This is a genomic window from Stutzerimonas sp. NM35, from assembly GCF_054604355.1.
The window spans coordinates 4345128-4370166 of sequence record NZ_CM137728.1; the positions used below are offsets into that span (position 1 = coordinate 4345128).

Genomic DNA, 25039 nt, shown 5'->3' on the forward strand with positions numbered 1-25039 from the left:
CTTCAACTCTCAATGGTTCAGGCCGAGATAGATATTTGCAGTGGTGGACTGCAATGTCAGTTCGTCGGCGGCTTGGCCGTTGACGAGATAGAAGTAGGTGCCGCGACCTTCCATGACTGCCCCATACTCGGGATTCAATGATGAATCTTCTTGGTCTGCAATGATTAAATGGCTGTTCCAGTAGGCGTCAATGTCGCTGCCTGTCTGGTTGGATGTAGTATTGTCTTCTTCATCCTTTGTATCTGCGATAGTGCCGCGATAGGGCATCCATGTAACGAAAGTGTTGTTGTTGGCTGTTTTGGTGTCTGCACCGCTGGCCACTAATACGTGGGTAGGGTCCAGCATGAAGCGGTGCAGTGACTCGTCGGGTGATTCTGAAGATGCCGGATCATCCGGATCGCTTGAAGGAGCAGATGTGACAATTTCAGGCCACCGTTTAACATCCAGTAAGCACGGCTTGTTGGCGCCGTTGTCCTTCAGTGTATTGCTCTTCTGGCAGTTTTCCTTTTTAGGTTCTAGCTTGTCACGAAGATTGGTGGGACCGTAGAATCTGACTTCCCCCTCTCGTAGTGCGGCATCGGCAGCGGTCTGCATTCGTAGTGCTTCTACCCAGTTGCCGGTGATCCGTGACTCCAGAACCACGCCGCGCATGCTGGATACGGCTAGGACGGTCAGGATCAGCAGCATGACCAGCGCTACCAACAGCGTAGCGCCCTGTTGGCGAGTGATGTTGAGTGCTTTCATGGCATAAGATTCCTGATTGTCTGGGTGCTACTGGCAACTTGGTAGATGCGGTTCTTGTCACCTGCGGCTAGACGGGCTTTGCTGGTGGTATCCGCTTTGCCCAGCCATGCCTCATATATGGCAGAGTTGCCGTCGCGTTGTTCTTCAGGACTGGCCAGCAGAATCGAGTAGCGCACCGCGCGAATCGGCCCTTTATCGGCGTTCCAGGCACTAGCATTGATGAAACGGCTGTTGTCATCGGTAAGCTTCTTCTCGAACATGTCCTTAGTGCCAAGGCCGAATTCAAGTCGGAAATCTGCAATGCCGGATAGCAGTGCAGATGGCGAGGTGCTGGTGTTGACATTTTTACATGTCAGGGCGCCTTCGTTTAGCTCGTCGCTAGGTGTATAGGTTATTGCCAGTGTAACCAGGCTATTAGTTGGTGGTGGTTGAAATGCTTTGCTGTCATCGAATGCTGTAGTGTTATTGCCCTGACAATCAGCCTCGCCACTGACGAGCGGCTGATAACGCAGGCAAATGCCGATTCCGTCTGCAGTTGTTGTTATGGCATTGCCTTTGTCGAACTTGGCGCAGTCGCTACTTGCATTCTTTTCCGGGAATGCATCTTCAAAAGCTTGGTCTGGTGCTCGTCGGTAACCGGCTTTACCTAGATAGTTGTTGAGCATCAATGTTATGAATCGGCTGCCTTCTGAGTTTGCTGTCTGATTTCGTTGAAAAAGATAATTGCGCTGGTTATCCAAGTATATTTGCGAAATGCCGAGGAGCAGAAAGCTGCTGATTGCTAGCGCTACGAGCAGTTCGATCATGGAGATGCCTCTTTGGGGAGGCGTGCAGATGGTTCTCATAGTTCTACCCGAGTTCTATATATGCAGGTTGTAGTATTGGAAGCTCGGGTATCAGGACAGGCGCCTGCCTTGACTGTCCACGCCAGCTGGATTTCAACCATCGAGCCATTACCATCGCAGATCCCCGGCGCAGAGCTACGGCAGATGTAGAAGTCCGACTTGAGAAGATTTTTAGCGTCTGGTAAGGACGCTTCTACGGCCTCTACCCAGCAGTTACGCATCTCGATAGCGCTCGTAGGATTGGCGACACAGGCGACCGGGGCAGTAGCGAAATCGTCCCCTTTGCCCTTATAGAACAGAGACGTATCTTTGAAACCGCTATATATGGGCTCGGCGGGCGGCGTGTTCTTGAATACTTCGCCTGGATTGCTGCGAATGATCTCGACTAAGTCGCTGGCCAGCATGATTGCAGTGTTTCGCTGTACCGAATCCTGTGTGTACTGAATGCTGCGCCCCTGCATGGCAACCATGCCGAGAATGCCGATGGTGGTCAGTACAAGGGTGACCATCACTTCGATCAGGCTGAAGCCTCTGTTGTTGCTCATGGCGATCCTCATAACGTGCAACTGGTCAGGGCGTTTCCATCGGCGCCTTTGCCGCGCTCATAGCGAACGGGTGCTCCGGTCGCTCGTACTTCCACGACATAGGCCGTTTCGGGCGAATCTTCCTTGCAGACGGTAATCAGGGCGGGGGTGGCAGTACCGTTGGCGCGATAAGTAATGGTTGCGATATCTGCGTCCATTTTGGCCTGGCTAGTGTCGTGACTCAGCTCTCTGGCGGGTTGGCCGGCAATGCTCACCACCCAAGGGCCGTCGTCATCGACGATCACTTCGGCAGTGATCCGGCGTGTGACGGCTTCTCCGCGCGCATATTGCAGGATGGCGATCAGCTCGTCGGTCTGGCCCTGCAACCGGGTTTTCTGGATGAACGCAGTGAAGTTGGGCACTGCAATGCCTACCACTATCGTCAACAGGGCCAAGGTGATCATCAGCTCGACCAGGGTGAATCCATGCATGTCGCTGCGGCGTGACATGGTGCGCTCCGTTGAAATGCTTGAGCGGATAATGATTCGGCTCGGGCGCATTGTCCGTTTTGCCGGGATGGCCGGTGCGTTTGTCGGGATGACCGGCTGTCGGCGCGATTATCAGGTTTGTGGAAGGACTTCGGCGTGATCGGGGCCATGCTTTGGTCTTGTCGCTGTCTATCAGGATGCACACAGCGAGGCTTTGCTTGCGTTGTCGGCGGCTGTGCCCTGCCGCAGCCTGCCCTGGCGGCTGAGGATCAGTTGCCAGGCGATGCGCTGCTTGTAGCACTGGTAGAAACGGCCATTGCTCCAGGGGCTGGTGCCGTTGTCGTAAAACCGTATCCGTTGATCGCCGAAGCCACTCCAGCGCAGTTCGTCGGCGGCGGGTAGCTGGGTTACAGCGAGTACCTGTCCTGTCGTTTCCGCCTGAGTCAGCCAGCCGTTGCGCCAGTCACTGATGCAACTGGTCGTATCGCGGGTGCCACAGAGAACAATTGTCTGACGATGCAGCACCGCTTTGGCGCGGGCCTTCTGGATGGCGTCCTGTACTTGGTTCAGCAGGACTTGCTGCCGGTTGCGGGCGATAAGGTCGGCCATCGCCGGGACAGCGATGGAAGTGACAATGGTGAGAATTGATAGGGTGATCAGCAACTCGATCAGCGTGAAGCCTTGATCTCGATTCGTCATGGGCAGGTCCTTTGCCAGTATGATGCTGCGCCGTCCTGGCGCTGCTGTGGCTTGTTCGTTTCCGATTGGTGTGACGCCAGCAGACAGGCCGGCAGGTCCAGTTGTAAACGCGGCTCCCTGCAAGTCAAGGAGTGGCAGTCGAAAGTGTGAACCAGGCTCGGGAGACAGCTGTGAAGCAGGAAATCATCATCATCGGCGGCGGCGTTATCGGTCTGCTTTCGGCTTATCAACTGGCCAGCGCAGGCCTGCGCGTGGTTCTGCTCGAATCGGGCGAAACGGGCGCCGAGGCTTCCTGGGCCGGGGGCGGTATCGTGTCGCCGCTGTATCCGTGGCGCTATAGTTCGGCGGTTACGGCGTTGGCGCATTGGTCGCAGGATTTCTATCCGGGTTTTGGCGATAGTCTTCACGAGCAGACGGGGATCGATCCCGAGGTGTATGAGACCGGTCTGTACTGGCTGGATCTGCATGACGAAGATGAGGCGCTGGGCTGGGCCGAGAGGCAGGGGCGGCCTTTGCAGCGAGTGGCGATGGAACGGGTGCGGGCTGCCGTGCCTGCGCTTGGCGAAGGGTTCTCGAAGGCGGTGTTCATGCCGGGTGTGGCCAATGTGCGCAACCCGCGCCTGTTGCGCGCCTTGCGTGAGGCGCTGGCGCGAATGACCAATGTGCGAGTCGTGGCGCATTGCCCGGTGACGGGATTCGTGCGTGAAAGTGGGCGAGTTCTGGGTGTTCAGACCGCACAGGGCGACATGCGTGCCGAGCGGGTGGTGGTCGCCGCTGGCGCCTGGAGCGGTGAGCTGTTGGCGACGCTGGGGTTGGCGTTGCCGGTCAAGCCGATGAAGGGGCAGATGATCCTGTTCAAGTGCGCGGAAGATTTTCTGCCGAGCATGGTGCTGGCCAAACGGCGTTATGCGATCCCTCGGCGCGACGGCCATGTACTGGTCGGCAGCACACTGGAGGATGTCGGCTTCGATAAGACGCCCACCGAGGATGCGCTCGACAGCCTGCGCGCCACCGCCGCCGAGCTGCTTCCGGCGCTGGGCGGTGCCGAGGTGGTCAGGCACTGGGCGGGGCTGCGTCCGGGCTCGCCGGAGGGCATTCCTTATATCGGTGAGGTGCCCGGCTTCGAGGGGCTCTGGCTCAACTGTGGGCATTTCCGCAATGGCCTGGTACTGGCGCCGGCGTCCTGCCAGTTGCTGGCGGAGCTGATGATCGGGCGTGAGCCGACGCTCGATCCGGCGCCTTATGCCCCGCTGGGGCGGATGCAGCAAGCTGTTTTGTAGGGGCCTGTACTCGCACAACTCCATGGCCTGGTGCGGCTTCCCTTCATGGGCATGGACTCGGCGTCCCCGCCTTCCCACGAAAGCAGGAAGATTCCGTGCTGCAGGCTTAGCTTATGGCCGCGAAGGGTTCTGCGGCGGACGTAGGGGGTGTTCGCAGGCATGGCCTGCTCCTACAGAATCGGTGGTTGCCGGTGTCGATAAAGCCTGGCTCGACGGGTATAGTTTCGGCGTTTCTTCTTTTTGCTCAAGAGGCTTGTGTGGCCAGGAAAACCACCTCTTTATCCGGCCTTGGCGGGCTGGTGTTTTCCACCGATGCGGGGCGGCACTGCCCCGATTGCAGCCAGCCACTGGATGCCTGTATCTGCAAGAAAACGGTGATTCCCGAAGGTGATGGTATCGCCCGCGTTCGTCGCGAGAGCAAGGGGCGCGGCGGCAAGACCGTGACGACCATTGCCGGTGTGCCGCTTGCAGAAGAGGAGCTCAAGGAACTGGCCAGCGCCCTCAAACGCCGCTGTGGCACCGGTGGTGCGCTCAAGGAGGGCGTCATCGAAATTCAGGGCGATCACGTTCAGCTGCTGCTCGATGAACTGCAAAAGCGCGGATTCAAGGCAAAGAAATCCGGCGGTTGAGCTTGTCCGAATTCGACGCCGGGGGCTTTGTATGCAGGCAAACTCAACGTCTCGTGGCTGAAGCCACTCCCGCAGGCATGCTGGCGAGCAAGGTCCACACTTCGCTCGGGAGCGTTCACGGGCATGGCCGTTCCTACGCAAGGCCTGGTCTGTTTTTAGCTCATCTGCTGTCCAAACGCAGACACCACACCCATTTTCAGGAGGCTTGAATGGCCGTTCGACGCACACGTAAAGACGATGGCAGCCAGTGGACCGCAGCCGATAGCCGCAGCGTCTATGGCATCCGCCACTGGGGTGCGGGTTATTTCTCGATCAGTGATGAGGGGCAGGTCGAGGTACGCCCGCAGGGACCAATGGGCGAGCCGATCGAATTCAACCGTTTGATCGGGCAGTTGCGCGAAGCCGGACTGACGCTGCCCTTGCTGGTGCGCTTTCCGGGGATACTGCAGGACCGCGTGCGGCATCTTACCGGCGCTTTCGACGCCAACATCGAGCGGCTCGACTACCAGGGGCGCTACACGGCCCTGTATCCGATCAAGGTCAACCAGCAGGAGGCGGTGATCAAGAACATCATCGCCACGCAGAACGTTGCCATCGGCCTGGAGGCCGGCTCCAAACCCGAACTGATGGCCGTGCTGGCGCTGGCGCCCAAGGGCGGCACCATCGTCTGCAACGGCTACAAGGATCGGGAATTCATCCGCCTGGCGCTGATGGGCCAGAAGCTGGGCCACAACGTTTTCATCGTCATCGAGAAGATGTCCGAAGTGGAGCTGGTGATCGAAGAGGCTGCCGAGCTGAAGCTCGTGCCCCAGGTCGGGTTGCGCGTGCGGCTGTCGTCCCTGGCGTCGAGCAAGTGGGCCGATACCGGTGGCGAGAAATCCAAGTTCGGCCTGTCGGCAGCGCAACTGCTCACTGTGATCGAGCGCTTCCGCGCGGCGGAGATCGAGCAGGGCGTGCGTCTGCTGCACTTCCATATGGGCTCGCAGATCGCCAACCTGGCCGACTATCGCTCCGGTTTCCGCGAGGCCATCCGTTATTATGCCGAGCTGCGCGCCATAGGCCTGCCTATTGACCATATAGATGTAGGCGGCGGTTTGGGCGTCGATTACGACGGTACCCATTCGCGCAATGCCAGTTCCATCAACTACGACATCGACGAATACGCCGGCACCGTGGTGGGCATGCTCAAGGAGTTCTGTGATCGTCAGGAGTTGCCGCACCCGCATATCTTCTCCGAAAGCGGGCGGGCGATGACGGCGCACCATGCGGTGCTGGTGACGCAGGTGACCGACTTCGAGCGCCACAATGACGAGGCGCCTGTGGTGGAGAATTACGACGAGCTGCCGGATATCGTCCAGTCGCTGGTCGATCTGCTCGGGCCCAGCGACCCGGAAATGGTCACCGAAACCTACTGGCGCGCCACCCACTATATAAGCGAGGCTTCGGCGCAATATGCCGCGGGCAAGCTGTCGCTGGCGCAGAAGGCACTGGCCGAGCAGAGCTATTTCGCCATCTGCCGTCGCCTGTACAACCAGCTCAAGGCCCGCCAGCGCTCCCACCGCGCGGTGCTCGACGAACTGAACGACAAGCTGGCGGACAAGTACATCTGCAACTTCTCGGTATTCCAGAGCCTGCCCGATACCTGGGCCATCGACCAGATCCTGCCCATCGTGCCGTTGCAGCGGTTGACCGAAGAACCGGTGCGCCGCGCCGTGCTGCAGGACCTGACCTGCGACTCGGACGGCAAGATCAGGCATTACGTCGATGAGCAGAGCATCGAGAGCAGTATGCCGGTACACGAGATCCAGGCAGGGGAAGAGTATTTCCTCGGCGTGTTCCTGGTCGGCGCCTACCAGGAGATTCTCGGCGACATGCACAACCTGTTCGGCGACACCGATTCGGTGAACGTCTACCAGCGCGAGGATGGCAGCTACCACCACGCCGGCATCGAGACCCATGACACCATTGAGGACATGCTGCGCTACGTGCACCTGTCACCCGAGGAGCTGATGACCCACTACCGCGACAAGGTATCCAGTGCACGGCTCAGCGCCAGGGAGCGCGCCCAGTACATCGATGCCCTGCGCCTGGGGCTGACGCGCTCGTCGTATCTCACGCCCTGATTGGGCGCGGCATTTCGTTGCGTTCACCGGGTTGCGTCTGTCGCCCCGTATCGTCGGGTTACGCCTTCGGACACCGGATTACGCCTACGGCTAATCCAGGCTACGGTCTATGGGTGTCTTGTAGGATGGAATCGCCGCAGGCGCTTCCGTCAAACATCGCGGATGACGCCACACCAATTCGCTTGTCGGGTTTCCTCGAAAGCCGGGAAACCCGGCTTGCATTAATGAGCGAGGGGGTAGTGCTCAGACCTTGCGCACGAACTCGGACTTGAGCTTCATCGCACCGATGCCATCGATCTTGCAGTCGATGTCATGGTCGCCGTCGCACAGGCGGATGTTCTTCACCTTGGTGCCGACCTTGACCACCGACGAAGAGCCCTTGACCTTCAGGTCCTTGATCACGGTGACGGTGTCGCCGTCCTGCAGGGTATTGCCCACCGAATCCTTGATCACTCTTTCATCTTCGGCAGAAGCGTCCGGCGCGCTGGCGGACCACTCGTGGGCGCACTCGGGGCAGACCAGCATCTGGCCGTCCTCGTAGGTGTATTCGGAGTTGCATTGGGGGCAGGGCGGTAAGCTCACGGCAGATCCTCGGTTTCAATGGTGCAAAAGGCCGTTGATTGTATAGGGTCTTCCGCGGCTTCGCCGCAGCGGGCAGAAGGAGTACCTGTTTTCGCCGTGGATCGGACCTGGTTTCAGCGGCCTGTCAGGTGTTCCTGATGGCCTGATAGCGCTCTTCCAGTTCACGACGAATCTGCCGGCGCTGCTGGGCCTGGGCAAAGCGGCGCTTCTGGTCGTGGGTGTGGGGTTGCAGCGCAGGCACGCTGGTCGGTCGGCCATCTTCACCCACTGCAACCATGGTGAAGAAGCAGCTGTTGGTGTGGCGGACGGTCTTCTGCCGGATATCTTCGGTGACGACCTTGATACCGATTTCCATCGAGCTGGTGCCGGTGTAGTTGACCGATGCGAGGAAGGTCACCAACTCGCCGACATGAATCGGCTGGCGGAAGGTGACCTGATCCACCGACAGTGTGACCACGTATTCACCGGCGTAACGGCTGGCGCAGGCGTAGGCCACTTCGTCGAGGTATTTCAGCAGGGTGCCGCCATGTACATTGCCGGAAAAGTTGGCCTTGTCTGGAGTCATCAGTACGGTCATGGTCAGTTCGGCGTGTGCATCTAGCATGGTGTGCGGCTCGTGCTGGTGAAAAAGGCCGCTACTTTAGTCGAATACGAGCCGCTTGTGTGGCTTATTGTCGCAGGTGGGTGAGGGTTGATCGGGTTCTATGAGCCGCTGGGCTGCACGGTTGGATCGTGGCGGGAGCTTTGTAGGTCGGATCACGCTTTACCGATCCGACGTGCAAGTTGTCCGGTGTTTGCATATGTGATGGCGGTATCAGAAAACCGTGATTGCAGGCGCCTTTGTGAAGGCTTTATTGACCTGTGCCGGCTTTTTCGACGTTTCAGCAATTTATAGTCCGCCGCCCAACAGCTGCTTGCAGCGCCGCCCTTCACAGTTCCGGACTCCTTAACATGCGCATTTTCGTCTGCTTTCTGCTGAGCTTCTTGGCTCCCTTCGCGGGGGCCAACGAAGAGGCGATGACCCGCTTCAATTACCTGATGGCCGATGAACAACGGCGCCAGCAGGCCTTCGAAGCCGGACGCGAGCGTGCATTGTTCTGTGGCTATTGCCACGGCGAGAACGGCAACAGCAAGCGACCGCATATTCCCAACCTGGCGGCGCAGAACCCGATCTACCTGTTCCACGCATTCGAGCAGTTCGCTCGCGGTGAGCGCGAGGATTACGTGATGACGAGTCTGGCGAAGAATCTGACGATGGAAGACCGCGTCAATATCGCGGTCTATTTCAGCCAGCAGAAAGTCCTGCCGACGACAGCAGTCGTTGACGAAGCCTTGAGCAGGCAGGGCGAAACGCTGTTCAAGCGTACCTGCGTCGGCTGCCATGGGGTGCAGGGACAGGGCATGGAGACGATGCCGCGTCTGGCTGGCCAACCCGGTGACTATATCCGCAAGGCTCTGACGCGCTTTCGCAACAATGATCCGGCCCGCGCTGGCTCGGTGATGCTCGGTATCGCCAGCCAGCTTTCCGACGAAGATATCGAGGCGCTGGCAATCTACCTGCCCCAGTTGAAGCCGAGCGAGCAAGAGGAAAAGCAGAACATGGCCAAGCTGCTCGGGACTGCGTCCTGGTAGACAGGGCAGACCCGGATTACGCCTTCGGAGACCCGGATTACGCCTTCGGCTAATCCAGGCTACGGTGGTGGTCATGCTTCGTAGGATGGAATCGCCGCAGGCGCTTCCGTCGCCGATACTGAAGCTACTCCCACAGTGGGTTGGCCCTATGTGCTGCATACGGGCTTTCGTGGGAGCGACTTCAGTCGCGAATGGGCTGGCAAGAAGCCCAGGCCTGAAGCTGAAACAGGCGCCTCTGGCGCCGTTGTTCAGCCTGCGCCGTCCGTGATGCGCAGGCCGCTCTGGCCATTGCCCATGCGCTGCACCTGAATCTGTACCGGAATGCGCTCGTGCATCTGCGCGACATGGGAGATCACCGCGACCTTGCGGCCCTGGGCCTGCAATGAGTCGAGGGCATCCATGGCGATCTGCAGCGATTCGGGGTCGAGGCTGCCGAAGCCTTCATCGATGAACAGCGATTCGATCTTCAGTTTGTTCGACGCCATCGAGGCCAGGCCCAGGGCCAGCGCCAGGGAAACGAGGAAGGTTTCGCCACCGGATAGCGAATGTACCGAACGCCGTTCATCGCCCATTTCGGTATCCATTACCAGCAGCCCCAGCGGGCTGCCACCACGCTGCAGGCGGTAGCGGCGGGCGAGCTGGCGCAGTTGCACGTTGGCATGCTGTACCAGCAGGTCGAGGTTGTAGGCCTGGGCGATCTTGCGGAAGGCGCCGCCATCGGACGAGCCGATCAGCGCGGCGATCCTGCCCCAGCGCTGGTTTTCCGCCATGGCCGCGTCGATCTGCGCCAGCAGCGCCTGGCTCCGGTTGCGCCGATTGTCGTCGTCCAGCAGCCGGGCGCGGGTTTCGGCGCAGCGTCGCTCGCTGTCCTCACAGGCTTGCGACTGTTCGCTATGACAGCGTTGCAGCGTTTCGGCATCCGGCACTTCGGCCTGCTGCGCCAGATGCATGGCAAGGCGCTGGCTGCAGCCTTCCAGGCGCTCGCGGCAGCGGGTCAGGGTTTGCTCGTTGTGTTGCAGGCGCTGGCGCGCTTCGGCGAGCAGGGCGTCGTCCATGTGCAGCAATTGAGTCAGGGTCGCATCGTCCAGCTCGGGCTGTGCGGCGCGCCAGCTCGCCAGCTCGCCAGCCAGCTCATCGCGCTCATGCCGCAGTTCGTCGTGGCGCTGCTGGCAATTGCGCTGTTCGCTGGCCAGGTGGGCGAGTTCGAGTCTGACGTCGTTGAGCTGGCGTTCGATCTCCGCCTGCTGCTGGCGAGCGTTCTGGATCGTGCTGTCCAACTGCTGTTGCCAGACGCTGGCGCCGGGCTGTTCGCCGAGACTGAGCCGCAGGGCCTGCCGGCAAGTCTGCAACTGGCTTTCACGTTCGGCGAGACGTACGGCGCAGGCCTGCCGTCTTTCCTGGCGATGCGCCTGTTCGCGGCGCTCCGTGTTCAGCCGTTGTTCGTAGTGGTGCAGTTGCTCGGCCTGTTCGGCCTGCTGTTCCAGCTGTTGCAGGCGCACGGCGATCTGCGCGTCCAGTTCGATAAAGCGCTGCGCAGGATTTTCATGCCAGCGCCGTAGCTGTTCGGTGGGCAGCAGGTTGGCGAATTCGGCCAGCTCCTCGTCGAGGCGCTGGCTGTCACGGGCGAGCGCCTCGTGTTGCCGGGCGAGCTGCTGGCTGGCCTCCTTACAGGCGTCGTGAGCCAGTTGCCAGGTCTGTCGCAGGCTGTGGCTGCGTTGCTGGAGGTCGAGCAGGGTCTGTTGCCGTTGACTGGCTTCGGCGATGTCGCTCCTGAGCCGGGTCAGTTGATCTTCCAGCCAGTGCTGGCGCTCGGTTTGCGGCTGCTGCAACAGGTGCGTATGGCTGGGCAGCGTTTGCAGGTGTTGGGTCTGTTTCTGCAGGTCGTCGGCGAGTGCCGTCTGGCGTTGTTGCCCCTGACGGATCAGGGTGTTCAGGGTGGTGTGGCGGTCGCGCAACTCCTGCAGGCGCTGGTCCTGGGCCTGCAAGGCCTGGCGTGCGCGCTGCGCTTCGTTGTCGTCCTGCCGGGCGAGGCTGGCCAGCAGCGCGTCGGCCTGATGCCAGGGGTGTTCGTCGCTGCCGCACACCGGGCAGGGTTCGCCTGGCACCAGCGTCGCGCGCAGGGCTTCGACGTTTTCGCTGCGCGCCAGGCGCTGACGATCGAGCAATTCGAGCGTGACCTTCAGCGCCTGTTCGGCGCTGTCGCGCTCGCTGCGTAGTTGCTTGCCAAGGGCGGTCAGTTCGTCCAGTTCGGCCTGCTGCCGGGTCCCCTCGGCCTGCAGGGCCTGTTGTTCGGCGAGCAGATCGAGTTGCTGCTTCCAGAGTTGCTGCAGACTTTCATGTTCGCGTTCGGCCAGGCGCCAGTCGTCCAGTTGCCGATGCAGCTGGGGCAGTTGCTCGGCAAGCCCCACTTCGCTGCCCAGTTGCCGTTGCAGGGCATCCAGCGCTGTGCGGGCCTGGCCTTCTTCCTGTTTCGTAAGCTGGGCACGCTGCTCCAGTGCCGGCAGTTCGTCGCGGCCCAGGCCCAGGCGTGCGCTCAGTTGCACCAACTGCTGCAGGCGTGGCCGATAGGCGGACCAGCTGGCGCAGAGTGGTTGCAGCAGGATGCTGGCCTGGAGTTGGTGGCTCAGTTCGTCCAGCTGCGCGGTGGCGTGCTGGTGCTGTTCGGTCAGCTGTCCGAGGCCGCTTGCGCCTGCCGTGACGGCGTCTTCGGCCTGTCGGCTTTCTTCGTGCAGTTGCGCAAGGTCGGCGCTCAGATGGTGCAGGCGTTCTTCTTCACGGCGGGCCAGGGCCAGCGCGGGTTCAGCATCAAGACGCGTCTGTTCGGCAACCCTGAGCTGCGCGCCGGCCTGTTGCTGGAGCTGTTCGAGTTCGTCCAGGCGCTTTTGCAGGGTGTCGTGGGCGCTCTGCTGACGCGCCCGGGTGGCATCGGCCTGCGTCAGCAATAGCGGCAGCTCGGTCTGGCGCAGAAAACGGTGACGTTGCGGGGCCAGTCGTTCGGACAGGGCGAGAAGACGGCGAGCATCGGCAAGGCGCCCATGTTCGCCTTCGGCCTGCTGCAGCTGGAGCTGTGTGGTGTCGCGCTCTTCTTGCAGACGCGCGCGCTCGGTCAGCCACTGGCGCTGCCATTCCAGCGTCTTTAGTTGCTGCTGGAGGCCTTTCAATTCGTTCAGTTGCTCGCCGTGACGGTCGTCCAGTGCCTGGCGGTCTTCGGGCGCCAGTGGCTGCACACCACCGGCCTGCTGTTGCAGCTGGGCAAGGGTGTCGCGAGCGTGCTTGGCCGCTTCGAAGGCGGCCTGGCCCAGACGGCTGTAGAGACCGGTATCGGTGAGTTTTTCCAGCAGGCTGCCGCGCTCGTTGTCGTCGGCCTTGAGGAAAGCGGAGAACTCGCTCTGCGCCAGCAGTACGGCACGGGTGAACTGGGGCAGGGTGAGGCCCAGACGGGCTTCGAGCAGCTCCCTGAACTCGCGTTTCTTGCCGCTGGCCAGCAGCTGGTTATTGTCCAGATCGAGCAGGCTCTGGTTGCTGGCCTGCAGGCGACCGTCGATTTTCTCGCGGGCGCGTTTGACCTCCCAGCGGGCGCGGTAGCGGTGGTTATCCACGCCGACGAAATCCACTTCGGCATGGCCGCTGGCGCAGCCACGGCGCAGCAGGTTGCGTTCGTCGCCGCCGCCGATCTCGTCACTGCCGTCCGGCACCTTGTTCAGCGGCGATACGCTGGCCAGCCGGGGCGTACTGCCGAACAGCGCCAGGCACAGGGCGTCGAGAATGGTGCTCTTGCCGGCGCCGGTCGGCCCGGTGATGGCGAACAGGCCGGCGCTGGCCAGGGGTTCGGCGGTGAAGTCGATGACCTGCTCGCCGGCCAGGGAGGCGAGGTTCTTCAGGCGGATGGCGAGGATCTTCATTTCGCTGTTCCTTCAGCTGTCTCTTCGGTCGAGAGTTCGACGCTTTGCAGCAGGTTGGTGAAATCCTCCAGTGCCTGGGTGTCCGGTGGGTTGCCGAAGCGTTCCGTCCAGGCGCGGGTGAAGAGTTCTTCCGGCGTGATCTGATCGAGACCGAGCAGCTCTTCGGTCTCCGTATCGCCGCGGTTGCCGGCATATTCACTGGCGATGCGCACCAGGCGGCAGGCCTTGCCGCTGATGGCCGTTTCAATGCGCTGGCGCAGGTCCGGCAGGGGCTCGTCCAGCTGCACCCGTACTTCCAGCCAGGGTAGATGCTCGGCGAACAGGCCTGCCGCCGGCAGGGCTTCGAGCTGGGCGATGACCTCGCTCAGCGGCGCACGACCGATGCGGAGCATTTCCACGGCACGCGGTACCGGCAGGCTTTCGATCTTTTCCAGATGCTCGCCGTCGAGTTCGACCAGCAGCACCTGATGCGGATAATTGACTTCGGCGAACGACAGCGGCAGCGGCGAGCCGCTGTAGCGGATGCGTTCCTGGCCGGCCACGCGCTGCGGTTTGTGCAGGTGGCCGAGGGCGACGTAGGCGATGCTCTCGGGGAACAGGCTGGCCGGCAGCGCCTCGGCATGGCCGATGACGATGTTGCGCTCGGACTCTTCCGATACCGCGCCGCCGGCCATGTGCGCGTGGCTCATGGCGATCAGTGCCTGGCCCGGCTGGCGCACTGTTTCGGCGGCGCTGACCAGGCGCTGGTGGACCTGGCCTATGCCGGCCAGATAGTCCTCGCCGGCAGCGAAGCCGGTGACTTCGGCGGGGCGCAGAAAGGGCAGCGCCAGACACCAGGCGGCCACCTCGCCTTCGGCATCGTGCAGCGGCAGCAGCAGCCGCTGGTGGTCGAGCTGACCGTCCTCGATCCAGCTGATACGCCCGATGGCACGGGTGTTGAGGCGCTTCATCAGCGGCGCTGGCAGCTCGATGCGCCCGCCCGAATCGTGGTTGCCGGCGATCATGACGATGTCCAGCCGTGGCAGCCTTTCATGAGCGCTGACGATGAAGTCGTAAAGCCGCTCCTGGGCCTTGAGCGGCGGATTGACCGTGTCGAAGATGTCCCCGGCGATCAACAGTGCGTCGGGCTGCCGGGCCACGAGCTGGTCGAGCAGCCAGGCGAGGAACTGCGCGTGTTCATGGTCGCGCTCCTGGCCGTGCAGGGTCTGGCCGAGGTGCCAGTCGGAGGTGTGGATCAGGCGCATGCGAGGAATTCTGTTCTGATATGAAGGTGTCGGCGCGGCCATTATAGGAGCTGTGCCCGGGGCTTCGGCGAACCTGCTGCTTCGGATGCGGCGCTTGTGTGCCGCAGCTTTGCAAGTTGCGGTTCCATGACAGCCGGATGTCAGCCGATGAACGGTAGGAATCTCCTAGTTAATCACAGGGTCTTTGTAACAGGATCAGTTCATGAGATGCCTGATGAAAACCCTGTCCCGCCATCTGGCCGATAATTTTCCCGCCGAATACCAGACCCGTGTCGAGCCGCAGTCCAACGGCAATCTGGTGGTACGTATCGGCTATCCGCTCAAGGGCACCGAGGCCATCCGCCTGGTGTCGGACGGGCAGGTCGGCAACGGCCTGCTGGTGGAAACCATTCTGGAAGACATGCGCAACGAGCTGGCGCGCGTGTAGTAGGTTGGATTAGCGAAGCGTAATCCGACAATGTGGCCACGATACCCGGATTACGCCTGCGGCTAATCCAGGCTACGCACTGAGCCCCACAAAAACAGTGGAATTTATCTGTGGGAGCGCGCCATTCAAGCGTCAGTCGAAGCCGGGCTTTGCAGCAGCTCGATAAGAGCAGCGACGGTGCGCCGGTGAACGTCTGCGTCAACCACGCCGGCAATAGACTGAAAAAGTGCCTCGTTGGCCGTGAACAGCTTATTGGGGCGAATGTAGCTGGTGCGCTGCAAGCCGCCCTCGTTGAAGTCCTCGTCCTCCAGGCTGATGGCGCTGGCATCCGCGTAAGGGTTACTGGTGATCTGGCACAGCACCCAATCGCCACGCCCTGCTTTGCCAAGCAACAGAGCCGGTCGTAACTTGCTCGACGACAAGTCCGAGTATGGAAATCGCAGCAGGACTACCGCGCGGGTTGCAGGTGTGCCCATGCGGCGTCCTCTTCTTCCCGCAGCCAGTCTTCAGCCAGCGCTGGCGTACTCAAGGCCAGGCCCGACAAGGCTTCATCCGTTGGTTCCGTGAACGTCACCAGCACCCGCAGAGGCTTTTGCGTCAGCTCCGGCGGTGGTTCGAGAAAACGGATGGAACCGTCCGGCATCAATTCCGCAGGAATGGTATGAAGCATCGGAAAGCCTCCAAATGAAGGTCAGGATTCATTCCAGCGATGGTGCATCATTACCCGCGAGCGCGCAAACGCACCTGGTTGGTAGCCTCACACCCTCATCACACGCCACCTGCGCGCTGTGCGGATTAAGCCACGAGGCTTCTATCGGCAGCACCCCGTCAGTGCGTGGCCTGCCTGGGCAGCGGCAATCGAATGCTGGCCCGCAGTCCCCCTCGCGAACCCCGCTCCAGTGCCAGCTGGCCATTCCAGGTGGTGAGCATGTCCCTCACGATACCAAGCCCCAGTCCATGCCCCTCGGCGCGTTCGTCCAGGCGTGCGCCACGCGCCAGCACATTGTCACGCAGCGTTTCGGGAATCCCCGGCCCGTCATCCTCGATGGTGATCCGATAGCCGCCGGCGTCCTGTTCGATCTCCAGCCGCACTTGCGAGCGCGCCCATTTGCAGGCGTTGTCCAGCAGGTTGCCGAGCAGTTCGAGCATGTCCTCACGATCCCAGGGCAGTCGGCAGTCGACTGGTGCATGCCAGTGCAGACTCAGTTCACGCGGATGGATCATCTGCAGCGTCTCGAATAGCGCCGGCAGTTCCTGCGCACAGTCGAAATGGGCGCCGGGCAGCACCTCGCCGGCCATGCGCGCGCGGCCCAGTTCGCGCGTGACCCGTTGCTGGATCTGCGCCAGCTGTTCGCACAGGCCTGCCTGCAACTCCGGGTGCGCTGCCAGTTCTTCGCGCTGGACCAGGCTACCAAGCACCGCCAACGGCGTTTTCAGCGCATGGCCGAGGTTGCCCAGGGCATGCCGCGAGCGCTTGAGGGTGTCGTCGGTATGCGCCAGCAGGTGATTGATCTGCGCCACCAGCGGCTGCAGCTCGTGGGGCGGCTGGATATCGAGCTGCCGACGCTGGCCCTGTTGCAGTTGCGCAATCTGCTGGCGCGCCCGTTCCAGCGGTTGCATGGCGAGCGTCACCGCGTAGCGCTGCAGCAGCAGGAACACCAGTAGAGCCACCCCGACCAGGCCGAGCCCGCCGAGGCGAACCTGAAGGAAACTGTCGAGGATTGGCGTGTAGTCCTGTGCGACGCTGATGACGATGCGCTGGCCGTCGCGCTGGTATTCGGCGCGGTAAGCCAGCAGCCGCTGGCCCTGCGGCCCCTCGCTCAGTTCATCGGCCAGGCCCTGGCGCTGCGGCCATTCGGGCGAGGCGTCCCAGAGCGAGCGCGAGCGCCAGCTGCGCCCGGGCAGGTCGATACGGAAATAGTGGCCGGAAAAGGCCCTCTGGTAGCGAGGGTTGAGCCGGGTGGTGTCCAGTCTGAAGCCGTCCGTGCCCTGCACCACGGCAATCAGCAGGCCTTCGGTTTCCTCACGCAGATCGGTTTCCAGGCTGCGCCGCAAACCGGCTTCGAACAGCCAGAGGCTGGTCTGCAAGAGCAGCAGGCTGACGATCAGCAGGGCCGCCACGAGGCCCAGGCTGAGGCTGCGCTGGATCGACTTCAAGAGCCGCCGCCGAAGCGATAGCCCTGGCCGCGGCGGGTTTCGATCAGGGCGCGGCCCAGCTTGCCGCGCAGGCGGTTGACGTGCACTTCGATGACGTTGGAATCACGCTCGGTTTCGCCGTCGTAGAGGTGTTCGGCCAGCTGGGTTTTGGACAGCAACTGGCCAGGATGCAGCATGAAGTAGCGCAGCAGGCGGAATTCACCCGCAGTCAACTCGATGTCCTGATCATCCTTGCGGCAACGCTGGCGCGCTTCGTCCAGCGCCAGCCCGCCGACCTGCAGCAATGGCTGATTGGCCACGCCATGGGCGCGGCGCAGCAATGCCTGGATACGCAGCAGCAATTCTTCAGGATGAAACGGCTTGGTCAGGTAGTCATCCGCACCGGCCTTGAGCCCTTCGATACGTTCGGCCCAGGAGTCGCGTGCGGTGAGGATCAGCACCGGCGTGGCCAGGCCGCGTGCGCGCCAGTCGCGCAAGACGTCCAGGCCTGGTTTGCCGGGCAGGCCGAGGTCGAGAACGATCAGGTCATAGGGTTCGCTGCTGGCCTGATAGTCGGCATCGCGGCCATCGGCCAGCCAGTCGATGGCATAACCGTGGCGGCCAAGGCTGGCCAGCAGTTCGTCGGCCAGGGGGACGCTGTCTTCGACCAGCAACAGGCGCATCAGTCTTCCTCGTCCTTGAGCAGGCGGCCATCGCGCGCGTCCAGTTCCAGTTCGCGGGCGATGCCGTCGGCGGTGAGCAGTTCGATTTCATAAATGTAGATGCCGTCATCCTCCTCCAGCTCGGCCTCCAGCAAACGTGCGCCCGGATAACGCTGCATGGCCTGCTGCAGCAGGCTTTCCAGCGGCAGGATCAGCCCCTCGCGGCGCAATTTCAGGGCCTCGTCCTGGTCCAGGTCGCGACTCGCCGCCGGGGTGGCGGCGAGCAGCAAGGCCAGCGAAAGCGTGAGGAGGGTGTTGCGCATCAGTCGTCCTGGTGGTCCTTGAGGATTTCGCCGGTCTTGGCGTCGAGTTCCAGGTCCCATTGCACACCTTTGTCATCACGCAGTTCAAGCTGGTAGATGAAACGACCGTATTCTTCTTCCAGTTCGGTTTCTTCGATGGTGGCGCCGGGGTGTTTGGCCAGCGCCGCTTCGTTGAGCTTTTCGAAGGACTGGATGGTGCCGGCATCGCGCAGCTTCAGCGCTTCGTCCGGGCCGAGGTCACGGGCCATGGCCAGGTTGGCGCCAAGGGCGAGGGTGGCGGCGGTGATCAGGAGGGTAAGGTTCTTCATGTTCGTGTTCCTCTGTGGGTTTGGACAGGCACAGATTACGAAGCCTGGCTTACGCGAAGCTGAATGACGTTTGCCACGAATTGAAACACTTGCAAGGAACCCTGTTGGGCGCCAAGGCTCGTATCTAGCAGGGCTGCAACGCAGCCGTGTCTCGAAAACCAGAAAAAGGATATAGCCATGTATCACAAGAAACTGACCGCTGCCCTTGCCGTAGTCGTTCTCGGAACCGCCAGCGGGATCGCGCTGGCCGACAAGCCCGGCGCCGACTGGATTACCCTTGAGCAGGCGGTAGAGAAGGCCAAGTCTGCCGGCTATACCCAGCTGCACTCCATCAGCGCCGATGATGATGTCTGGGAAGGCGAAGGCATGAAGGCCGACGGCAAGGTGTGGGAGTTCAAGATGGATGGCCGGACCGGGGAAATGACCAAGGAGAAGGAAGACTGATCGATGCCGGGGCATAAAAGCTCGCGGACAAGTCCGCTCCCACAGGGTTTGCGGTGCGCGCGGACTGTTGGAGGGGCCTTGGCCGCGAACGAAACCGCGCGGATGGTTCGGGTATCGATTCGCGGACAAGTCCGCTCCTACAGGTAGGTCTGTACATGGCCAGCGTGGCAGGTCTTGGCCATAGCCCAATGACCTGTTGCACGAGGCGGCTGCTTTTGTGGGAGCGAATTCATTCGCGAGCTTTTGGCGCTCCCATTCGCGGCTGAAGCCGCTCCCACGATGGGTTGGAGTATACCGGACCTGTGGGAGTGGCTTCAGCCACGAAGCTTTCTTGAAGCCGGCGCAAGGTCTGCGTTGCTTCAGGTCACTCGGTTATCATCGGCATCCCTTTCGCCGATGCCCCTGTCACCATGTCCGCTTCCAACGCCCGCAGCACGCTGCATTTGCCCCAGGGTGACTGGAGTACTGTGCTCGACTGCCTGTGCGCTCACTTCCCGACCATCGACCGCGCTATCTGGCTTGACCGCTTCGCCCGTGGCCGCGTGTTGGGAGCTGATGGTCAGGCACTCGATGTGGCGCATGCCTATCAGGTCGGGCTGAGGGTTCACTATTTTCGTGAGGTGCCCAACGAGCGACCGATTCCCTTCGAGGAACGCATCCTGCACCTCGACGAACATCTGCTGGTGGCGGACAAACCGCACTTTCTGCCGGTGATGCCGGCGGGCGGATACGTCAACGAAACCCTGCTGGCGCGCCTGAGCCAGCGGCTGGGTAATCCCGATCTGGTGCCGATTCATCGTATCGACCGGCTCACCGCCGGGCTGGTGCTGTTTTCCACCCATCCGGCCAGCCGTGGCGCCTATCAGGCGCTGTTTCGCGAGCGCCGGATCGACAAGTGCTACGAGGCGATCTGCCCGGCGCTGCCGGCGCTGGAGTTCCCGCGCCGGCAGCGGCTGCACATGGTCGAGGGCGAGCCCTTCTTCCTGATGTGCAAGGGCGACGGCGAACCCAACAGCGAGACCCGTATCGAGGTGCTGGAGCGCCGTGGTGAGTTCTGGCGCTACGCGTTGTACCCGGTGACCGGGCGCAAGCACCAGTTGCGCCTGCAGATGGCTACGCTGGGCGCTGGTATCTGCAACGATCCTTTCTATCCCGAGCTGATAGAGCGAGCGCGGCGTGATCAGGACGACTATGACAAACCGTTGAAACTGCTGGCGCGTGGGCTGGCATTTCGCGATCCGTTGACTGGCGAACGGCGCACCTTCGAGAGCCAGTTGCAGCTGGACTGGTAGCCGCTGCCCATGGCCGTCTATGCTCCGCCTTTTCCGATGGTCATGTTCCACTCATGTGGTGCCAGACTCAGGCCCCTCCCTCAAAAGCGCCTGCCTCGCGCAACTCATGATGGGGACATGGCCTTTCCGCTACGAGTGAAGCCCCGATGTGTATTTTTCGTCTGTTGCTCGCCACCGGCCTGGTCTGGCCGATTTTCGCCAATGCCGAAACCCTGCTCAAACTGAAGGTCGGCACTGCACCACTGCGCGCCGAATACGCCCACACACCAGCCGAGCGCGAGCGAGGTCTGATGGGCCGTACCGAACTGGCGGCTGACCGGGGCATGCTGTTCCGTTTCGATGATTTTCGCCGCCATTGCCTGTGGATGAAGAACACCCCGCTGCCGCTGTCCGCTGCCTTTCTGGATGAAGAGGGGAGCGTCGTCGATCTGATCGATCTTGAGCCGCTGAGCGAGACGATCCGCTGTTCGCGCAAGCCAGCGCGTTATGCGCTGGAGGTCAATCGGGGCTGGTTCGGGACAAACGGGATCGAAGCCGGGGATAGTGTGAAAGGCTTGCCGGGCTCTTAGCCATATTCAGTCCAGCGGCAGCTCGGTGGTGCGCTTCACTTCACTCATGGCGATGTGCGAGTGCGCTTCCTGCACGTGGGGTTGTTGCAGCAACTGGTCGCGCAGGAAACGCTCGTAGCTGTCGATATCCCTGGCCACCACCTTGAGCAGGTAGTCCGACTCGCCAGCCATGGTGTGGCACTCCATCACCTCGGGATAGCCGACCACGGCCTGCTCGAATTCATCCAGGTTGCTGCGCCCGTGAGCGGACAGCTTGATGTTGACGAACACCGTCATGTTCAGCCCGAGCTTCTTCGGGTTGAGCAGGGCGACCTTGCGCTCGATCAGTCCTTCCTCCTGCATGCGGTGGATGCGTCGCCAGCACGGCGACTGCGACAGCTCCACCTTTTCGGCGATCTCCGCGGCGGACAAATCGGCGTTGTGCTGCAGCAGCAGAAGGATCTTGCGGTCGAGGCTGCTCAGGGATGTCTGCATGGTTGTTCCTGCTTTCTTGTTTTTAGTGGATCGATCATGCGCGCAACCGCGCATCTATCGCAAAAATAGAAAGGAAATCTCCCGCCGTCACGGCCAGACTCATGACAGGTGCGAAAAGCGGGGTGATCCCCTGCGGTTTTCGCCAGGCGGGTGCGTACAACGCCGCCCTGACTCCGATAACAACAACAGGAGCGCCCCATGACTCTGGCCGAGATCCGTCTGGACGACAAATACCGGCTTGCGACCGGTCATCTGTACCTCACCGGCACCCAGGCGTTGACCCGCCTGCCGATGTTGCAGCACCAGCGTGACCAGGCCCGAGGCCTGAACACCGGTGGTTTCATTTCCGGTTATCGCGGCTCGCCGCTGGGCGGGCTCGACAAGAGCCTCTGGGACGCCCGCGACTACCTCAAGCAGCACGCCATCCATTTCCAGCCGGGCTTGAACGAGGAACTGGCCGCCACCGCCGTCTGGGGCAGTCAGCAGGCCAACCTGTTTCCCGGTGCGAAATACGACGGCGTGTTCGCCATGTGGTATGGCAAGGGGCCGGGGGTGGACCGTGCCGGCGACGTCTTCAAGCACGCCAACGCCGCCGGCGTCTCGCCCCACGGCGGGGTGCTGCTGCTGGCCGGCGACGACCACGGTTGCAAGTCCTCGACGCTGCCGCATCAGAGCGAGCATGCCTTTATCGCGGCCTCGATTCCCGTGCTGAACCCGGCCAACGTCCAGGAAATCCTCGACTACGGCATCATCGGCTGGGAGCTGTCGCGTTATTCCGGCTGCTGGGTGGCGCTCAAGACCATCGCCGAGAACGTCGATTCCTCCGCCGTGGTGGAGGTCGATCCGCTGCGGGTACAGACGCGCATTCCGCTGGATTTCCAGCTCCCCGAGGATGGCGTGCACATCCGCTGGCCGGACCCGCCGCTGGCCCAGGAAAAGCGTCTCAACCTGTTCAAGATCTACGCTGCGCGCGCCTTCGCCCGCGCCAACAACCTCAACCAGGTGATGCTGGATTCGCCCAGTCCGCGCCTGGGAATCATCACCACCGGCAAGTCCTACCTCGACGTGCGCCAGGCGCTCAATGACCTCGGCCTGGACGAAGAACTCTGTGCGCAGATCGGCCTGCGCCTGCTCAAGGTCGGCATGAGCTGGCCGCTGGAGCCCGTCTCGGTGCACGAATTCGCCCGTGGCCTGGACGAGATCCTGGTGGTCGAGGAGAAGCGCAGCATCATCGAGGACCAGCTCACCGGCCAGCTCTACAACTGGCCAGTGGACAAGCGCCCGCGAGTGGTCGGCGAGTTCGACGAGCAGGGCCGTTCGCTGCTGCCCAACCTCAGCGAGCTGACCCCGGCGATGATCGCCCGCGTCATCGCCAAACGCCTGGAACCCATCCTCACCAGCGAGATGATCCAGTCGCGGCTGGCCTTCCTCGATGCCAAGGAAAAGGCCCTCGCCGCGCGCAGCTACAGCACCGTGCGCACGCCGCACTATTGCTCCGGCTGCCCGCACAACACCTCGACCAAGGTGCCCGAGGGCAGCCGTGCTTCGGCGGGCATCGGCTGCCACTACATGGTGCAGTGGATGGACCGGCGCACCGAGACCTTCACCCAGATGGGCGGCGAGGGCGTCAACTGGATCGGCCAGGCGCCGTTCACCGACACCCCGCACATGTTCCAGAACCTTGGCGACGGCACCTACTTCCATTCCGGCAGCCTGGCGCTACGCGCGGCGGTGGCGGCGGGCGTCAACATCACCTTCAAGATCCTCTACAACGACGCCGTGGCCATGACCGGCGGCCAGCCCATCGACGGCGAACTGCGGGTCGATCAGCTCAGCCGGCAGGTGTTCGACGAAGGTGTCAAGCGTATCGCCCTGATCAGCGACGAGCCGGACAAATACCCCAGCCGCGACGGCTTCGCGCCCATCATGACCTTCCACCATCGCCGCGAGCTGGACGCCGTGCAGCGCGAGCTGCGCGAGTTCAAGGGTGTCTCGGTGATCATCTATGACCAGACCTGCGCCACCGAGAAACGCCGGCGACGCAAGCGCGGCAAGCTGGAAGACCCGGCCAAGCGCGTGTTCATCAACCCCGCCGTGTGCGAGGGCTGCGGCGATTGCGGCGAGAAATCCAACTGCCTGTCGGTGTTGCCGCTGGAGACCGAACTGGGGCGCAAGCGCGAGATCGACCAGAACGCCTGCAACAAGGACTACTCCTGCGTCGAGGGCTTCTGCCCGAGCTTCGTCACCGTGCATGGCGGCCAGCTGCGCAAGCCCGAGGCGGTGGGCCACGGCATCGAGGCGGCGGCGCTGCCCGAGCCGCAACATCCCTCGCTGGAGCGGCCCTGGAACGTGCTGATTCCCGGCGTTGGCGGCAGCGGCGTGACCACCCTCGGCGCACTGATCGGCATGGCTGCGCATCTGGAAGGCAAGGGCTGCACGGTGCTAGACCAGGCGGGCCTTGCGCAGAAGTTCGGTCCGGTGACCACCCATGTGCGCATCGCGGCGAAGCAGAGTGATATTTACGCCGTGCGCATCGCCGCCGGTGAAGCCGATCTGCTGCTGGGCTGCGACCTGATCGTTGCCGCTGGCGATGAGTCGCTGACACGGCTGAACGAGCAGATCAGCAACGCCGTAGTGAACAGCCATGAATCGGCCACCGCCGAGTTCACCCGCAACCCCGATGCCCAAGTGCCCGGCGAGGCCATGCGCCAGGCCATCGCCGATGCGGTCGGCGCCGACAAGACCCATTTCGTCGACGCTACCCGGCTGGCCACGCGACTGATGGGCGACAGCATCGCCACCAACCTGTTTCTGCTTGGCTTCGCTTATCAGCAGGGGTTGCTGCCGGTTACCGCCGAGGCCATCGAGAAGGCCATCGAACTCAACGGCACCTCCACCGAGCTCAACCGCCAGGCGTTCCGCTGGGGCCGGCGTGCGGTGCTGGAGCCTGAAGAGGTGGAGCAGCTGGCGCGCCCGCTGGAAACGGTCGAACCGATCCGTAGAACCCTGGAAGAGATCGTCGACTGGCGCGTGGACTTCCTTACCCAGTACCAGAACGCCGGCCTGGCACGACGTTATCGTCAGGTGGTGGAGCGCGTGCGCGAGGCCGATACGGCGGACGATCTGGCACTGTCCAAGGCGGTGGCGCGCTGCTACTTCAAGCTGCTGGCCTACAAGGACGAGTACGAGGTGGCGCGGCTGTACAGCGACCCCGCGTTTCGTCAGCAACTGGAGGCGCAGTTCGAGGGCGACTACCGGCTGCGGTTCCACCTGGCGCCGGCCTGGCTGGCCAGGATCGACCCCAAGACCGGCGAGCCACGCAAGCGCGAGTTCGGTCCGTGGATGCTCGATGCCTTCGGCGTGCTGGCGAAATTCCGCTTTCTGCGCGGGACGCCGCTGGATCCGTTCGGCTATGGGCATGATCGGTGCGTCGAACGCCAACTGATCGCCGATTACGAAAAGACCGTGGATGAGTTGCTGGCCCGACTCAAGCCCACCAACTATCGCACCGCCGTCGCTATCGCTGCGCTGCCCGAGCAGATCCGCGGCTATGGCCCGGTGAAGGAGCGCGCCATCGCCAAGGTGCGGCAGCAGGAAAAATTGCTGCGCGAGCGTTTCGACAGGGGCGATGAGGTGCAGAATGTGCGGCTGTTCCAGCCGGCGGCGTGAGTGGGTGCGCCACTGAAGGCTGATAGTCCCATGCTCCTGCGTG

Annotated in this window: 25 protein-coding genes; 9 read left to right on the forward strand and 16 right to left on the reverse strand. The window is 62.2% G+C overall.

Annotated features, from left to right (window positions below; genetic code table 11):
- Nucleotides 1–9: 9 nt before the first annotated feature.
- From ACYCFC_RS20165 to ACYCFC_RS20185, 5 genes are all read right to left on the reverse strand, one after another.
- Nucleotides 10–744, reverse strand: coding sequence for a pilus assembly PilX family protein (locus ACYCFC_RS20165; RefSeq protein ID WP_459652701.1), 735 nt, complete (start codon nucleotides 742–744; stop codon nucleotides 10–12).
- Nucleotides 741–1589, reverse strand: a complete 849-nt coding sequence (locus ACYCFC_RS20170; RefSeq protein ID WP_459652702.1) for a PilW family protein — start codon at nucleotides 1587–1589, stop codon at nucleotides 741–743. Before ACYCFC_RS20170 ends, ACYCFC_RS20165 begins: the two co-directional genes overlap by 4 nt.
- Nucleotides 1586–2134 (reverse strand): type IV pilus modification protein PilV, encoded by a 549-nt coding sequence (pilV, locus tag ACYCFC_RS20175; RefSeq protein ID WP_459652703.1) that lies wholly within the window; start codon nucleotides 2132–2134, stop codon nucleotides 1586–1588. The genes ACYCFC_RS20170 and pilV overlap by 4 nt, the downstream gene beginning before the upstream one ends.
- Before the next feature lie 8 nt (nucleotides 2135–2142).
- Complete coding sequence (locus ACYCFC_RS20180) at nucleotides 2143–2622, reverse strand: GspH/FimT family pseudopilin (RefSeq protein ID WP_459652704.1); 480 nt, start codon at nucleotides 2620–2622, stop codon at nucleotides 2143–2145.
- A 171-nt stretch (nucleotides 2623–2793) separates the two neighbouring features.
- Nucleotides 2794–3300 (reverse strand): GspH/FimT family pseudopilin, encoded by a 507-nt coding sequence (locus tag ACYCFC_RS20185; protein WP_459652705.1) that lies wholly within the window; start codon nucleotides 3298–3300, stop codon nucleotides 2794–2796.
- A 170-nt stretch (nucleotides 3301–3470) separates the two neighbouring features.
- Here ACYCFC_RS20185 and thiO point away from each other — a divergent pair, with 170 nt between their 5' ends.
- From thiO to speA, 3 genes are all read left to right on the forward strand, one after another.
- Nucleotides 3471–4580 carry a glycine oxidase ThiO gene (gene thiO / locus ACYCFC_RS20190; RefSeq protein WP_459652706.1) on the forward strand — a complete coding sequence of 370 codons (1110 nt, stop codon included), beginning with the start codon at nucleotides 3471–3473 and terminating at the stop codon, nucleotides 4578–4580.
- A gap of 257 nt (nucleotides 4581–4837) precedes the next feature.
- The gene (locus ACYCFC_RS20195) at nucleotides 4838–5209 is read left to right on the forward strand and encodes a translation initiation factor Sui1 (RefSeq protein ID WP_181082143.1); all 372 of its coding nucleotides are present in this window, start codon (nucleotides 4838–4840) and stop codon (nucleotides 5207–5209) included.
- A 209-nt stretch (nucleotides 5210–5418) separates the two neighbouring features.
- Complete coding sequence (gene speA / locus ACYCFC_RS20200) at nucleotides 5419–7332, forward strand: arginine decarboxylase (protein WP_181082142.1); 1914 nt, start codon at nucleotides 5419–5421, stop codon at nucleotides 7330–7332.
- 243 nt (nucleotides 7333–7575) lie between these two features.
- On the opposite strand, the gene ACYCFC_RS20205 is transcribed toward speA, so the two are convergent.
- Nucleotides 7576–7914, reverse strand: a complete 339-nt coding sequence (locus ACYCFC_RS20205) for a zinc ribbon domain-containing protein YjdM (protein ID WP_181082141.1) — start codon at nucleotides 7912–7914, stop codon at nucleotides 7576–7578.
- 124 nt (nucleotides 7915–8038) lie between these two features.
- Nucleotides 8039–8518, reverse strand: a complete 480-nt coding sequence (locus ACYCFC_RS20210) for an acyl-CoA thioesterase (protein WP_181082140.1) — start codon at nucleotides 8516–8518, stop codon at nucleotides 8039–8041.
- A 347-nt stretch (nucleotides 8519–8865) separates the two neighbouring features.
- On the opposite strand from ACYCFC_RS20210, the gene ACYCFC_RS20215 reads away from it, so the two are divergent.
- On the forward strand, nucleotides 8866–9546 hold the full coding sequence (locus ACYCFC_RS20215) for a c-type cytochrome (protein WP_459652707.1): 681 nt from the start codon (nucleotides 8866–8868) through the stop codon (nucleotides 9544–9546).
- 248 nt (nucleotides 9547–9794) lie between these two features.
- Here the strand turns inward: ACYCFC_RS20215 and ACYCFC_RS20220 are convergent, their stop codons facing one another.
- Together ACYCFC_RS20220 and ACYCFC_RS20225 are read right to left on the reverse strand one after the other, a co-directional pair.
- The gene (locus tag ACYCFC_RS20220; protein WP_459652708.1) at nucleotides 9795–13448 is read right to left on the reverse strand and encodes an AAA family ATPase; all 3654 of its coding nucleotides are present in this window, start codon (nucleotides 13446–13448) and stop codon (nucleotides 9795–9797) included.
- On the reverse strand, nucleotides 13445–14692 hold the full coding sequence (locus tag ACYCFC_RS20225; RefSeq protein WP_459652709.1) for an exonuclease SbcCD subunit D C-terminal domain-containing protein: 1248 nt from the start codon (nucleotides 14690–14692) through the stop codon (nucleotides 13445–13447). The genes ACYCFC_RS20220 and ACYCFC_RS20225 overlap by 4 nt, the downstream gene beginning before the upstream one ends.
- Nucleotides 14693–14906: 214 nt before the next feature.
- Here ACYCFC_RS20225 and ACYCFC_RS20230 point away from each other — a divergent pair, with 214 nt between their 5' ends.
- Nucleotides 14907–15119 (forward strand): hypothetical protein, encoded by a 213-nt coding sequence (locus tag ACYCFC_RS20230; RefSeq protein WP_459652710.1) that lies wholly within the window; start codon nucleotides 14907–14909, stop codon nucleotides 15117–15119.
- Nucleotides 15120–15244: 125 nt separating this feature from the next.
- Here ACYCFC_RS20230 and ACYCFC_RS20235 read toward each other — a convergent pair whose 3' ends face one another.
- The 6 genes from ACYCFC_RS20235 to ACYCFC_RS20260 form a co-directional block, all read right to left on the reverse strand.
- Entirely contained in the window at nucleotides 15245–15595 is a 351-nt protein-coding gene (locus ACYCFC_RS20235; RefSeq protein WP_459652711.1) for a hypothetical protein, read from the reverse strand.
- Nucleotides 15568–15789: a hypothetical protein gene (locus ACYCFC_RS20240; RefSeq protein ID WP_181082135.1), complete on the reverse strand. Its 222-nt coding sequence runs from the start codon at nucleotides 15787–15789 to the stop codon at nucleotides 15568–15570. Before ACYCFC_RS20240 ends, ACYCFC_RS20235 begins: the two co-directional genes overlap by 28 nt.
- A gap of 158 nt (nucleotides 15790–15947) precedes the next feature.
- Nucleotides 15948–17276 carry a sensor histidine kinase gene (locus tag ACYCFC_RS20245; RefSeq protein ID WP_459652712.1) on the reverse strand — a complete coding sequence of 443 codons (1329 nt, stop codon included), beginning with the start codon at nucleotides 17274–17276 and terminating at the stop codon, nucleotides 15948–15950.
- Complete coding sequence (locus ACYCFC_RS20250; protein ID WP_181082133.1) at nucleotides 17273–17938, reverse strand: response regulator transcription factor; 666 nt, start codon at nucleotides 17936–17938, stop codon at nucleotides 17273–17275. Before ACYCFC_RS20250 ends, ACYCFC_RS20245 begins: the two co-directional genes overlap by 4 nt.
- Entirely contained in the window at nucleotides 17938–18240 is a 303-nt protein-coding gene (locus ACYCFC_RS20255; protein ID WP_181082132.1) for a PepSY domain-containing protein, read from the reverse strand. Before ACYCFC_RS20255 ends, ACYCFC_RS20250 begins: the two co-directional genes overlap by 1 nt.
- Complete coding sequence (locus ACYCFC_RS20260) at nucleotides 18240–18548, reverse strand: PepSY domain-containing protein (RefSeq protein WP_181082131.1); 309 nt, start codon at nucleotides 18546–18548, stop codon at nucleotides 18240–18242. Before ACYCFC_RS20260 ends, ACYCFC_RS20255 begins: the two co-directional genes overlap by 1 nt.
- Before the next feature lie 177 nt (nucleotides 18549–18725).
- Here ACYCFC_RS20260 and ACYCFC_RS20265 point away from each other — a divergent pair, with 177 nt between their 5' ends.
- The 3 genes from ACYCFC_RS20265 (at nucleotide 18726) to ACYCFC_RS20275 (ending at nucleotide 20853) form a co-directional block, all read left to right on the forward strand.
- Nucleotides 18726–18992 (forward strand): PepSY domain-containing protein, encoded by a 267-nt coding sequence (locus tag ACYCFC_RS20265; protein ID WP_181082130.1) that lies wholly within the window; start codon nucleotides 18726–18728, stop codon nucleotides 18990–18992.
- A 410-nt stretch (nucleotides 18993–19402) separates the two neighbouring features.
- Nucleotides 19403–20284, forward strand: a complete 882-nt coding sequence (locus tag ACYCFC_RS20270; protein ID WP_181082129.1) for an RluA family pseudouridine synthase — start codon at nucleotides 19403–19405, stop codon at nucleotides 20282–20284.
- A gap of 146 nt (nucleotides 20285–20430) precedes the next feature.
- Entirely contained in the window at nucleotides 20431–20853 is a 423-nt protein-coding gene (locus tag ACYCFC_RS20275; protein WP_181082128.1) for a DUF192 domain-containing protein, read from the forward strand.
- Between the two features lie 6 nt (nucleotides 20854–20859).
- Here the strand turns inward: ACYCFC_RS20275 and ACYCFC_RS20280 are convergent, their stop codons facing one another.
- Nucleotides 20860–21327, reverse strand: coding sequence for an Lrp/AsnC family transcriptional regulator (locus ACYCFC_RS20280; protein WP_181082127.1), 468 nt, complete (start codon nucleotides 21325–21327; stop codon nucleotides 20860–20862).
- A gap of 198 nt (nucleotides 21328–21525) precedes the next feature.
- On the opposite strand from ACYCFC_RS20280, the gene ACYCFC_RS20285 reads away from it, so the two are divergent.
- A complete protein-coding gene (locus tag ACYCFC_RS20285) occupies nucleotides 21526–24996 on the forward strand; it encodes an indolepyruvate ferredoxin oxidoreductase family protein (protein ID WP_459652713.1) in 3471 nt (1156 codons plus the stop codon).
- Nucleotides 24997–25039 lie beyond the last annotated feature (43 nt).